Source organism: Amycolatopsis sp. NPDC047767, assembly GCF_040704195.1.
In the GTDB taxonomy this organism is placed as follows: domain Bacteria; phylum Actinomycetota; class Actinomycetes; order Mycobacteriales; family Pseudonocardiaceae; genus Amycolatopsis.
Window position 1 is genome coordinate 96,747 of sequence record NZ_JBEYSJ010000003.1, and the last position, 12,232, is coordinate 108,978.

Annotated in this window: 8 protein-coding genes; 4 read left to right on the top strand and 4 right to left on the bottom strand. The window is 71.4% G+C overall.

Features of this window, described 5'->3' with window-relative positions:
• Positions 1–4: 4 nt before the first annotated feature.
• The 4 genes from AB0878_RS06555 to AB0878_RS06570 all read right to left on the bottom strand — a co-directional run bounded on the left by AB0878_RS06555 (position 5) and on the right by AB0878_RS06570 (position 7,905).
• Entirely contained in the window at positions 5–1,729 is a 1,725-nt protein-coding gene (locus AB0878_RS06555) for a hypothetical protein (RefSeq protein ID WP_366577154.1), read from the bottom strand.
• Between the two features lie 110 nt (positions 1,730–1,839).
• Positions 1,840–3,069: an L-2-hydroxyglutarate oxidase gene (gene lhgO / locus AB0878_RS06560; RefSeq protein WP_366577156.1), complete on the bottom strand. Its 1,230-nt coding sequence runs from the start codon at positions 3,067–3,069 to the stop codon at positions 1,840–1,842.
• 164 nt (positions 3,070–3,233) lie between these two features.
• Positions 3,234–4,688, bottom strand: coding sequence for an MFS transporter (locus AB0878_RS06565; protein WP_366577158.1), 1,455 nt, complete (start codon positions 4,686–4,688; stop codon positions 3,234–3,236).
• Positions 4,689–4,791: 103 nt separating this feature from the next.
• Positions 4,792–7,905 carry a BTAD domain-containing putative transcriptional regulator gene (locus AB0878_RS06570; RefSeq protein ID WP_366577160.1) on the bottom strand — a complete coding sequence of 1,038 codons (3,114 nt, stop codon included), beginning with the start codon at positions 7,903–7,905 and terminating at the stop codon, positions 4,792–4,794.
• A gap of 134 nt (positions 7,906–8,039) precedes the next feature.
• On the opposite strand from AB0878_RS06570, the gene AB0878_RS06575 reads away from it, so the two are divergent.
• From AB0878_RS06575 to AB0878_RS06590, 4 genes are read left to right on the top strand one after another with little or no spacing between them, the layout of a single operon-like run.
• Positions 8,040–9,185 carry a DegT/DnrJ/EryC1/StrS family aminotransferase gene (locus AB0878_RS06575; RefSeq protein ID WP_366577161.1) on the top strand — a complete coding sequence of 382 codons (1,146 nt, stop codon included), beginning with the start codon at positions 8,040–8,042 and terminating at the stop codon, positions 9,183–9,185.
• Between the two features lie 54 nt (positions 9,186–9,239).
• Positions 9,240–10,169 carry an NAD-dependent epimerase/dehydratase family protein gene (locus AB0878_RS06580; RefSeq protein WP_366577163.1) on the top strand — a complete coding sequence of 310 codons (930 nt, stop codon included), beginning with the start codon at positions 9,240–9,242 and terminating at the stop codon, positions 10,167–10,169.
• Between the two features lie 32 nt (positions 10,170–10,201).
• Positions 10,202–11,398, top strand: coding sequence for a glycosyltransferase family 4 protein (locus AB0878_RS06585; RefSeq protein WP_366577165.1), 1,197 nt, complete (start codon positions 10,202–10,204; stop codon positions 11,396–11,398).
• Entirely contained in the window at positions 11,385–11,999 is a 615-nt protein-coding gene (locus tag AB0878_RS06590) for an acyltransferase (protein WP_366577166.1), read from the top strand. Before AB0878_RS06585 ends, AB0878_RS06590 begins: the two co-directional genes overlap by 14 nt.
• Positions 12,000–12,232: the final 233 nt, after the last annotated feature.

Sequence of the window (12,232 nt, forward strand, 5' to 3'; positions counted from 1 at the left end):
CGCGTCAGGACACACCGGCGGGGCGGCGCGGCCCGGCCGGGGCGGTGCGCGCCACCGGGATGTTGCGTGACGCGGGGATGTTGCGCGACGCGGGGATGTTGCGCGACGCGGGGCGGGCCGGCCGCTGGGGCGACGGGGCGCGGCGCGTCGGCTCCGAGGCGTTCGTGTCCGTGGGCGCCACCTCGATGTTCACCGCCACTTCGTCGCCGCCGATCTCGCGGGTGATCCAGGCGCCGGACTCGACCATCACGCCCAGCGTCTTCACGTCGAGCGAGTTGATGCGCGAGCGGTACCAGGCGTCGTCGGCCAGGGCGCCCATGCGGCCCTCCAGCCGGGACTTCACGGCCAGCAGCCGCTTGTACAGCGTGTCGGCCAGCGCCTGGCGGTCTTCCTTGCTGGTCAGGCCGGCGCGGATCCGGTCCTCGATGCCGCGCGGCAGGCCGTTCTCGTCGGGGATCAGCATCGTCGTCCAGGCGCGCGACTTCTCGCGGTACTGCAGCTGCTGCATCAGGCCCTCGTGCGGCGCGAAGTCGGCGGCGCGGAACGCCCGCCCGGCCCAGCGCGACGCGAGGTTCGCGGCGAGCGACTGCACGCTCTTCACGCCGGTGTTGAGGCCGCGGCCCGGCCAGAAGTGCAGCGAGTTGGCCGCGTCGCCGAGCAGGAACGCGTACGTGGACGGTGCGAGCTGCGCGGTGAACTTCGGGTTCTGCTTCATGCCCAGCTTGAACGACGTGATGCCCACGATGTCGGCCATCGTCGCGCCGAAGAACTTCACCCCGTCGGCGATGCGCGGCCACAGGAACGACAGCTTGTCCACCGACGGCTTGAACACCGAGCGGTGGCGGTCGCACACGAACTTGTCGCCGTCCGGGCGCATGGTGCAGCCGAACTTGCCGATGCACGGAACCGGGCCGTCTTCGCCGTAGGCCAGGACTTCCGAGGCCTCCTCGGCGGTGAGGCGCATGTTGATGAAGCCGCCGCCGAGCGAGTTGAACAGGAAGCGGTTCTGGCACACGGTGAGCGGCACGGTGTGCTCGTCGGGCACCTTCCCCTTGATGCGGATGCCGAGCACGGTCTCGTCGAGCGGCTCCCCGCCCACGGAGTAGAGGTCGCGGCTCGACGGGCCGAACGCGTCCTTGAGGTCTTCCCGAGTCTTCGAGCGGGCGCCGTCGCAGATGGCGAGCACGTCGAGGCCGTCCCAGGTCTTCGGCTGCGCGTACGGCTCGGGGATGAGCTCGATGCCGTAGAAGTCCTGCGCCATCTCCAGCAGGCAGTCTTCGATCCAGCGGACCTTGATGTTGCGCGGGCGGCCGCGGTGCGTGGGGGAGTCGGGGCCGAGGGGCCACATCTCCGAGTAGTTGCCGGGGGTGAACAGGCGGCGCCGCACGAGCATCGGCAGCTGGCCCCACACGTTGCTCTGCAGCGTGACGACCTGCTCGCGACGGTTGTTGCCCTCCGCCGTGCCCTGCCAGGCGATGCGGCCGTCACGCCGCATCCAGCGGCGGTCGAACACGCGGATCTTGACCTTGTCGCCCAGCATCGAGCGCAGCGTGCACGCGAAGATCAGCCCGACCGGGCCACCGCCGGCCACGTCGACCCGCAGCGGCCGGGCCGCACCGGGGCGGGCCACCGCCTGAACCACGCGGCCCAGGTCCGCCGGGCCCTGGCCGCTGTTCGGCTTCAGGAACGTCGTGGCCGGCTCACCGAAGTGCGAGGCGTTGTGGTTCATGGCTTCCGGGACCTCCAGCGTGATCTTCCGCGTGCGGCCAACACACGGAACGAGGGGGCCGGACGGTTCACGGAAATCCCAAAAACTTTCCGCGAACTTGTTCGCGCAGCTCAGGCGGCTACCTGGTCGGCGATGTGCTTCGCGATCTCCAGCGCGCTCGTCGCCGCGGGGCTCGGGGCGTTGAGCACGTGAACCTGGTCGCGTGCGGTCTCGATGAGGAAGTCGTCGACGAGCGAGCCGTCGGGACGCAGCGCCTGGGCGCGCACGCCGGAGCCGTGGCGGACGATGTCGTCCTCCGTCACGGCGGGCACGAGCCGGGCGAGGCTGGCGGCGAAGCGCTTCTTGGAGAACGAGCGCAGCACCTCTTCCAGCCCCGTCGGAAACGCGTACTTGCGCGCCAGCCGCCACGCGCCGGGGAAGCGGGCGACGTCGGCGAGGTCCTTCACCGACACGTCGGCCCAGCGGTAGCCCTCGCGGCGCAGCGCGAGTACGGCGTTGGGACCGGCGTGCACGCTGCCGTCGAGCATCCGCGTGAGGTGCACGCCGAGGAACGGCAGCGTCGGGTCGGGCACGGGGTAGATGAGGCCGCGCACGAGGTGGCGGCGCTCGGGCTTGAGCTCGTAGTACTCGCCGCGGAAGGGCACGATGCGCGCGCTCGGGGTGACGCCGGCCAGCTCGGCCACGCGGTCGGACTGCAGGCCCGCGCAGTTCACGAGCGCGTCGGCGTGGATGACCTCCGTGGCGGTGGCGACCTCCACCCCGCCGTGGGCGCCGGGGCGGATGCCGAGGACCTCGGTGTCGAGCCGCAGGTCCGCGTCGGCCTCGTCGAGCAGGCGCACGAGCGCGGCGCAGACGGCCGGGAAGTCGATGATGCCCGTCGACTCCACGCGCAGAGCGCCGACGCACGCCACCTCGGGCTCGTACTCGCGCGCCTCCGCGGGGGTGACCTTCTTGGCCGGCACGCCGTTGGCCTCGGCGCGCTCGGCGAGGGTGTTCAGGGCCGGCAGCTCCGACTCGCTCGTGGCCACCACGAGCTTCCCGCACACCTCCACGGGCACGCCGTACTGCCGGGCGAAGTCCACAATGGACCGATTGCCGGCCACGGACATCTGCGCCTTGAACGAGCCCGGCTTGTAGTAGAGGCCGGCGTGCACCACGTTGGAGTTGTGCCCCGTCTGGTGCGCCGCCCAGCGGCTCTCCTTCTCGAGCACCGTGACGTCCTGCCCCCGCCGGGAGAGCTCCCAGGCCACGGCCAGGCCGACGATTCCGCCACCGATCACCACGACGTTACGCACGGACGGAAAGGCTACGCGACCTGGGCGTCGCTTGCGTAGCCCCAAGTGGTCTGAAGTGCGGTTTTTCACGGATCAGGTGACCCGTTGACGAACTCCGGTCCGAAGTGGACCTCCGCCCACCGCGGACCGGAGCGTGGTCTATTCGGCCTCGTCCAGCACCTTCGGCACCCCGCGCAGCGCGAACCACGCCACGCCCGCGACCAGCACCATCAGGCCCGCGGCGCCGAGCATCGTGACCTGCAGGCCGCCGATGAATGCGTGCTGCGCTGTGTGCAGCAGCTGCGCCCCGGGACCGGCCGGGAGCTGCGCGGACACCTGCGCCGCGCCGGCCAGCGTCTCGCGGGCCGGCGCCGGGACGTCCGCGGGCAGGCCCTGGCGGTACAGCGAGCCGAGCACGCTGCCGAGCACCGCGATGCCCAGCGCGCCGCCGAGCTCCGTGGCCGTCTCGGAGATGGCCGAGCGGCGCCGGCGCGGTGCTTCGGGACGACACCGAGCACGGTGTCCGTCGCGACGGTGAGGATCAGCGCGAGACCGATGCCGAAGACCACCATCGTCACCACGAGGTACGGATACGCCGTGCCGACGTCCGTGCGGCTGTAGAGGGCGAACCCGATCGCGGAGGCCAGGCAGCCGAGCGTGACCGTGCCGGCCCGGCCGAGCGACTTGATCAGCACGGCGCCGAGCGTGCCGCCGATCAGCGCACCGCCCATGCCCGGCAGGCCCGCCAGCCCCGACTTCAGGGGCGACCACCCGTTGACGAGCTGGAAGTACTGCGTGGAGATCACGCTCACCGCCAGCTGCGCGAACATGGCGAGCACGGTGGTCACGACCGTCGCGGAGAAGGCGCGGTTGCGGAACAGCCGCAGGTCCATCAGCGGCTCGGGCAGCCGCGGCTGGCGCAGCACGAACACGAGCAGGCTGCCGACGCCGAGGATCGCCGCCGCGTAGACGTCCCAGTGGTTCAGGCCTTCGTACGCGATCTCCTTGATGGTGTAGACCACGCCGAGGATGCCGACGAGCGACAGCGCGACACTGACGCCGTCCAGCCGCCCGGGCGCGGGGTTGCGCGACTCCGGCAGCACGAAGATCCCGACCGCGATCAGCACGATCACCACCGGCACGTTGATCAGGAACACCGAACCCCACCAGAAGTGGCTCAGCAGCGCGCCGCCGATGAGCGGGCCGAGGCCGAACCCGAGGATCGTCAGCCCGCTCGACACACCGATCGCCGCCGTGCGTTCCTTGCCGGTGAAGGTGTTGCGAAGGATCGACAGCGTCGACGGCATCAGCGTCGCCGCGCTCGCGCCGAGCAGAATCCGCAGCCCGATCAGCAACTCGGCACTAGGCGCGTACGCGGTGGCCACCGACACCAGCCCGAACACGGCCGCGCCGGCGAGCAACAGCTTCTTCCGCCCGATGCGGTCCCCGACGTTGCCCGCCGTGATCAGCAGCCCGGCCAACGCGAACCCGTACCCGTCGGCGATCCAGAGCGCCTGCGTGGTCGTCGGCCGCAGCGACTCGGACAACGCCGGGATCGCCAGGTGCAGCACCGTCAGGTCGACGGCCGTGAGTATCTGCACGAGCACGCAGACACCGATGATGGCGGCTTTGCGCATTGGCGTCAGCGTTCTCGCCGGCGCGGTCGATGCGGCGGTGATGGTCATGGTGGGCCTCCGTGGTTCGCTCCTGGCCCTCACGCTGCCGAGCCCCACTGACGACTCACGCACGAACGACGCACCATGGCTGACAGTGCAGGTCAGCAAGGGGTTAAGGAGCGATCCCCGCCGCCGTCAATGCTTTCTGCACCGGAAGCTCCCGGCCGCTGGCGTAGTACCGGTCGTAGTCCGTGCCCAGCAATGCGCGGGCCCGGTCGGCCACTTCGGCGACGTCCGGTTGGCCCGCGACTTCCGTGCCGCGGGCGGCGACGGCGGCGCCGAGCAGCAGGGCGGCTTCCTCGGCGTGGCCGTCCAGCAACGCCGCGCCCGCGACGCACTCCAGGGCCGAGGCCAGCACGGTGCTGTCCTGCCACTGGTGCGCCGCCTCCACGGCTTCGCGCATGAGGGCGCGGGCTTCCGAGGCGTGGCCCGACGCGACGGAGACCCAGCCCAGCGCGATGGTTGCCGCGCCGCGGACGGCGGCGACCGAGAAGGAGCCGCTGGTGCACTCGGCCAACGCGCGCTCCGCCAGCGAACGGGCCCCCGCCAAGTCCCCGTCGCGGCGGGCCAGAGCCGCCAGGCCGACGTAGCCCGAAGCGCGCGTCTCCGGCATGCCCGAGCGCCGGGCCAGCGAGATCACGCGCGAGTAGTCCTCGCGGGCGCCGGTGACGTCGCCGCGGAGGGCGCGGCTGTCGGCGCGGCGGCAGAGCAGGTCGGCGTAGTCGTCGGCCGCGCCGAGTTGCTGCATGAGGTCCATGGACTCGGTCATGGCGGCCATGGCCTCGTCCCAGCGGCCGCGCCAGGTGAGCAGCTGCGACAGGTGGTCGAGCGACATCGACAGGCCCCAGCGTTCGCCGAGGGCACGGTAGCGGGACTCGCCCTCGCGCAGCTTCGTCTCGGCCTCGTCGAGGTCGCCGGTCAGCATCGCGCGCAGGCCGGAGCCCATCGGCACGAGTGCGCTGCTCCACGGGTCGCCGCCGGCCATGATGCTGCTGCGGGTGAAGAGCGTCTCCTCGTCGGCGGGCGGGCCGATCACCACGCCCAGTAGCAGGCTCAGTGTCGGATGCCTTGGCGCCCAGGCGACATCGAGCGCATAACGCTCCACTGTGGACTGATACGGCAGCGTCGCGTCGTGGCCCGGGGCGCCGGACATCGCGTTGAGCACGCACATGAGGAACTGCTCCTCGTACCCCTCGGGAGCCACCGGGCCGCAGCGCTTCACGACCTCCAGCGACAGCATCGCGCCCTCGTAGCGCCGGCCGCGCATCCACCAGTACGTGGCCAGCGCGGCCGTCAGCCGCAACGCCGTGGGCAGGTCCGCGTCCGTCGACCACCGCAGCGCGGCGACGAGGTTGTCGTACTCCGCGTCGAGCCGGTCGAGCCAGCGCAGCTGGTCGGCGGTGCGCAGCAACGGGTCGGCTTCCTCGGCCAGCCGCAGGAAGGCCGACGCGTGTGCCGCCTCGAACCGCGCCGTTTCGCCCGCGCCCGCGAGCTTCTCCGCGCAGAACGCGCGGATCGTCTCCAGCATGCGATAGCGGTCGCCTGTGGTCTCGACCAGTGACTTGTCCGCCAGTCCCGGCAACAGGTCGACGGTGTCCGGCACATCGCAGACGAGCTCGGCCGCCGCCAGCGTCGCCCCGCCGGAGAACACGGTGAGCCGGCGCGCGAGCCGGCGTTCGTCGTCGTCCAGCAGCTCCCAGCTCCACTCGACGACGCCGCGCAGCGAACGGTGCCGCGTCTCGGCCGTGCGGCTGCCGCGCGCGAGCAGGTGGAATCGGTTGTCCAGCCGGGCGGCGATCTCGCCGACGGGCAGCGTCCGCACGCGCGCCGCCGCCAGCTCCAGTGCGAGCGGCAGGCCGTCGAGCGCCGCGCAGATGTGCTGGACGTCGCCGATCGTGTCCTCGTCCACGCGGAACGCCGGGTCGCTCGCGGCGGCGCGATCGGCGAACAGCCGTACGGCCGGGAACCCCAGCGCCTCGGCCGCGGGCGTGCCCGGCGGCGGCACCGCGAGCCGCGGTACGGGTGCCAGCTGCTCACCGGTGATGCCGAGTGGCTCCCGGCTCGTCGCGAGCACGCGCAGGCCGGGGCACGCGGGCAGCAGGCGCGCGAGCAGCCGCGCGGCCGCGTCGACCACGTGCTCGCAGTTGTCCAGCACCAGCAACGTCGATTGGTCGCGCAACGCCGACACCAGCCGGTCCACCGGGTCCTGCCCGCCCGAACCCCGCAGCGGCGACGCACCTTCGCGCAGGCCCAGCGCACTCAGCACGGCCTGCCCCACGTCGTCCGCGACGTGCGGCGCCAGCTCCACGAACGCCGCCGACCCGGCGTGCGCCGTCGCGACCTCCACGGCCAGCCGTGTCTTCCCGGTGCCGCCCGGCCCCAGCAACGTCACCAGCCGCGCGTGCCGCAGCAGCTCGCCGACCTGCCGCAGCTCGCCGTCGCGGCCCACGAAGCTGGTCAGCTGCGCGGGCAATGGCGAAGACGCGGCTGGCGGCTCGCTGCGCAACGCGGCCAGGTGCGCCTCGGCCAGCTCGGGTCCGGGATCGGCGCCGAGCTCGTCGGCCAGGGTGCGGCGCGCGTTCTCGAACGCCGCCAGCGCCTCGGCCGAACGGCCCGCCGCGTGCAGCGCCCGCACGAGCTGGGTGCGCGAACGCTCGCGCAGCGGCGCGGCGACGACGGCCGCCCGCAGCTCGTCGAGCACCTCTGCCGCGCGGCCCAGCGTGATCTCGGCGTCGACGCGGTCGCTCGCCGCGTCCGCTCGCAGCTCTTCCAGACGCGTTGTCTGCGTTGCCGCGAAGGGCGCTTCGGTCACGTCGGCGAACGCCGGCCCGCGCCACAACGCCAACGCTTCACCGAGCAGGTCGCTCGCGCGCGTGGCGTCGGCTGCCGCCAGCTCGCGCCGCCCGTCGCCGGCCAACCGCTCGAACCGGTGGACGTCGACCTCGTCGGGTTCCACCACGAGCCGGTAGCCCGCGCCCGTGAACTCCACCGGCGCCACCGTCTTCAACGCGCTGCGCAGCCGTGACACCTGGGACTGCAGCGCGTTGGCCGCGCCGTCCGGCGGTTCTTCGCCGTAGAGGCCGTCGATGAGCCGCTCCGCCGGCACGAACCGGCCCGCCTCCAGCGCGAGCTGCGCCAGCAGCGCCCGCACCCGGGGACCCCCGACGACGACCGGCTCGCCCGCGGCGTCCCACGCCGTGACCGCCCCCAGAACCCCGATCCGCATGCGGCAAGACTAGGCGCTCGCGCGCCCGTTACCGGCAGGTTTCGTCCCCACGCCCGGCTCGGCGGAGCGCGTCTCTACACTTCGGGGCGAGCTTGCGCAACGCGTGGTGGCGCGAGGAACAAACTGGAGTGGGGATGTCTGGACAACCGGCCGACCAACAGGTGCTGCTCGGACGGCCGACGGTCGGCGAGGAGGAGCTGGCGGCGGTCGCCGAGGTGTTCCGCTCGGGCTGGCTCGCCGGCGCCGGTCCCGCGTGCCGCCGCTTCGAGGAGCGGTTCGCGCAGGTCACGGGCACCACGCACGCCCTGACCACCAGCAGCTGCGGCGCCGCGCTGTTCCTCGGCCTCAAGGTGCTGGGCGTGCAGCCGGGCGACGAGGTCATCGTCGGCGACTACACGTTCCCCGCCACCGGCCACGCCGTGCTGCAGGCGGGCGGCAAGCCCGTGTTCGCCGACATCCGGCCCGACATTTTCAGCGCCGACCCGGCCGCGATCGAAGCCCTGATCACACCGCGCACGGTCGGCATCCTCGCCGTGGACGTCGCCGGTCTGCCGGGCGACTTCGACGAGTACCGGGCCATCGCCGACAAACACGGCCTGTGGCTGTTCGAGGACGCCGCCTGCTCGGCCGGCGCCACCTACAAGACGCGCCCGGCCGGCAGCCTCGCCGACCTCGCCGCGTTCTCCTTCCACGGCCGCAAGGGCATCACCGCGGGCGAGGGCGGCGCGCTCGTGTCGAACCGCGAAGACCTCATCGCCCACGCGCGCAAGATGCACACCTACGGCATCGAGCCGGCCATCAGCCGCGAGGGCTCGGGCACGCTGCCGGTCCCCGAGTTCCACGAGCTGGGCTGGAACTTCCGCCTGTCGGACATCCAGGCCGCCATCATGGGCGTGCAGCTCGACCGGCTGCCCGACCTGCTCGCTGCCCGCCGGTCCGTGGCGAAGCGCTACCACGAGGCGTTCGCCGACGTCGACGCGCTGACCGCGCCCGCCGAGCTGCCCGACCGAGAGCACCCGTGGCAGGCCTACCTGCTCACCGTCGCGCCCGAGGTCAGCCGCGACGCGCTGGCGCTGCGCATCCGGGAGCAGGGCGTGCAGTGCAACTTCGGGACGTACGCTTCACACCTTCAGCCGGTATACGGCGAGCAGCAGCCGCTGCCTGTCTCGGCTGACGCGTTCCGCCGGCAGCTGGCGATCCCGATGCACGCGGAGCTGACCGAAGCCGAGGTGGATCGCGTGGTGACGACCGTGCGCGAAGCCGTCAACGCCCTCAGCTGAAGCCCGAAGACCGTGACCGCCGAAGACACCGCCGACCGAGGAGAGACCGCGACCATGTCCGAGAAGAAGGTGTTCTTCACCGGCGGCGGTGGGTTCATCGCCGCGCACGTCATCCCGCTGCTGCTGGACGGCGGGTACACCGTCCGCATCTTCGACAACATGACCCGCGGTGACCGGGCTCGCGTGAACGACTTCGTGGCCACCGGCAAGGTCGAGCTGGTCGAGAAGGACGTGCGGTACGGCGGCGCGGTGCGCGAGGCCATCCGCGGCTGCTCGCACGTGATCCACTTCGCCACGGTCTCGATCAACAAGTCGATCGCCGACCCGCACGAGTCGATCGACATCAACATGACCGGCAACCACAACGTCTTCGCCGCGGCCGCCGACGAGGGTGTCGAGCGTCTGGTCTTCGCGTCCACCGCCTCGGTCTACGGCGAGCCCAAGCGCCTGCCGATGCACGAGGACGACGAGCTGCGCCCGCTCACGCCGTACTGCATCTCCAAGCGCGCCGGCGAGGACCTGCTGGGCTTCTACGAGCGCACCAAGGGCCTGTCCTGGAACGCGCTGCGCTTTTTCAACGTGTACGGCCCGGGCCAGAAGATCGAGGCCTACTACACGTCGGTGATCAACCACTTCATCCAGCGCCTGCGCGCCGGCCAGCCGCCGATCATCGACGGCCGCGGCGACCAGTCGATGGACTTCGTGCACGTGAGCGACCTGGCCCGCTCGGTCGTCGCCGCGCTGGAGTCGGAGCGGTCGAACCTGCCGATCAACATCGGCACCGGCGTCGACACCTCCATCGCCACGCTGGCGAAGATCCTCATCGAGGCCGTGGGCGTCGACGTGCAGCCGCAGTTCAACGAGCGCGACGTGCTCGTGTCCCGCCGCGCCGCGGACATCACGCGGGCGCGCGAAATGCTCGGCTGGGAGCCGACCATCACCGTCGAAGAGGGCATGCGGGCTTTGGTCAGGGATTCCGAGTGAATGCCACCGCGGGCCCGGCCCGAGGACGTGCGATGCGCATCGCGGTGGTGAACAACTTCTTCCCGCCCCGCGTGGGCGGCAGCGCCCACATGTCGGCGTCGCTGGCGGGCGAGTACGCGGCGGCCGGCCACGAGGTCCTTGCGATCACGGCGGCCTACGGCGACGCGCCGGCCGACGAGCAGCGCGACGGCTACCGCATCGTGCGGCTGCCCGCGGCAAAGATGCCGCAGCTCGGCCTGTCGATCGACTTCGACATGAGCTTCGCGTCGTTGAAGCCGGGCAACTGGCGGCGGCTGCGGAAGCTGCTCGACGAGTTCAAGCCCGACGCGGTGCACCTGCACGGCCAGTTCTTCGACCTGTCCTGGCTGGCCGGGTTCTACGCGCGGCGGCACAAGCTGCCGGTGCTGCTGACCATCCACACGCTCCTGATCAGCGACAACAAGCTGTACTCGCGCGTGTTCCGGATGCTCGACGCGGTGCTGGTCAAGCCGGTGCTGAAGTACATCCGGCCGCGCTACGTCATCCTCGACAAGCTCGGCGTGGACTACTGCGTCGAGCGCTACGGCACGAGCGACGCGAACTCCGAGTACTTCCCGATCGCCGTGGACACGGGCAACTTCGCCAAGCCGGTGACGAAGGACGTGCGCGCCGAGCTGGAGCTGGGTGACGGGCCGGTGATCGTGTCGCTCGGCCACGTGATCCCGCTGCGCAACCGGCTGCCGCTGATCGAGGCCCTGCCCGCGGTCCTCGAACGGCACCCGGGTGTGCGCGTGGTGATCGTCGGGCGCGTCTACCACGACGCGTTCCTCAAGCGCGCCGAAGAGCTCGGCGTGGCCGAAGCCCTGGTCGTGACAGGTGCGGTGCCGAAGGAAGACGTGCCGGCGTACTTCGCGGCGGCCGACATCGTGACCCACGACCTCAACGGCGGCTGCGGCACCGCGTCGCTCGAAGCGATGCTGTCCGGCACGGCCACCATCGCGTCGGTCACGGAGGACAACTACCCGGGCATCGAGCTGCGCAACGGCGAGAACATCCTGCTGGTGCGCCCGGACGACGCCGAGGCGGTGGCGGAGACCGTGCTGTCGCTGCTGGACGACCCGGAGCTCCGCTCGCGGATCGCGCAGCGCGAAAGCGCCATGGTCCAGGCCAACTTCGGCCTCGACGTCGTGGCCGAGGAGCACCTGCGCGTCTTCACGAAACTGGTGGCGGACCACGATGTTCTTCGATGACGACCGCAGCAACCGCCTGCGGCCGATGATCCTGAACGACCTCGTCGCGCAGTACATGAACGATGCCGAACGGGCTCGTTTCTTCGGGCTGCCCGAGTCGTGCCGCGTGCGCGAGCGCGTGAAGATCGTGAGCCCCGAGAACCTCACCATGGGCGAGCACTGCTGGATCGGCGAAGGCGCGACCCTCGACGCCAGCGGCGGCCTGGAGATCGGCGAGCACACCAGCATCGGCCTCAACACCCTCATCTTCACGCACTCGAGCTGGCTCGCGAACATGACGCTGCAGAACCACTCCGGCAGCGACCTCATCGAGCGCAAACCCGTGAAGATCGGCAAGGGCTGCTTCATCGGCGGCCTCGTCGTCATCATGGCGGGCGTGACGATCGGCGACTTCGCCACCGTGCAGCCCAACTCGGTGGTCGCCAAGGACGTCCCACCGCGCACCCTCGTGGCCGGCAACCCCGCGCGCGTCTTCCAGCGCTACGACGAGGAGTACATCCAGTCCGAAGTGGACCGCGTCCGGGCGGAGAACGCCCGCCGCCGCGCACTGTCGGACGACGCCGGCGGCTGGGGCTCCCCGGCGGGCGACTTCAGCGGGTAGCGTTGAGGTGACCGGTGAACGCGGACGGTAGTTTTGATCACTGTCCGAGGGCACCAAGCGCACCGACCAGGTCACCAAGCAGCGAACACTCCGGCAAAGTCGAGCTCGATGTCGCGGGTGTGCCCGTCGTGCTGGACCTGGACGCGCTCATCGCGGGTCGCGTGCAAAAGCTCTGGCGGCGGCAACCTCGCGTGCACCCAGCCGTCCCGTAGACGTGGAGATCGGGGGTACGC

What these genes read in the sequence shown, in the direction of transcription:
- AB0878_RS06565 (WP_366577158.1), bottom strand. Translation starts at nt 4,688, where the DNA reads ATGACCATCACCGCCGCATCGACCGCGCCGGCGAGAACGCTGACGCCA.
- AB0878_RS06590 (WP_366577166.1), top strand. Translation starts at nt 11,385, where the DNA reads ATGTTCTTCGATGACGACCGCAGCAACCGCCTGCGGCCGATGATCCTG.
- AB0878_RS06580 (WP_366577163.1), top strand. Translation starts at nt 9,240, where the DNA reads ATGTCCGAGAAGAAGGTGTTCTTCACCGGCGGCGGTGGGTTCATCGCC.
- AB0878_RS06570 (WP_366577160.1), bottom strand. Translation starts at nt 7,905, where the DNA reads ATGCGGATCGGGGTTCTGGGGGCGGTCACGGCGTGGGACGCCGCGGGC.
- AB0878_RS06585 (WP_366577165.1), top strand. Translation starts at nt 10,202, where the DNA reads ATGCGCATCGCGGTGGTGAACAACTTCTTCCCGCCCCGCGTGGGCGGC.
- AB0878_RS06575 (WP_366577161.1), top strand. Translation starts at nt 8,040, where the DNA reads ATGTCTGGACAACCGGCCGACCAACAGGTGCTGCTCGGACGGCCGACG.
- AB0878_RS06555 (WP_366577154.1), bottom strand. Translation starts at nt 1,729, where the DNA reads ATGAACCACAACGCCTCGCACTTCGGTGAGCCGGCCACGACGTTCCTG.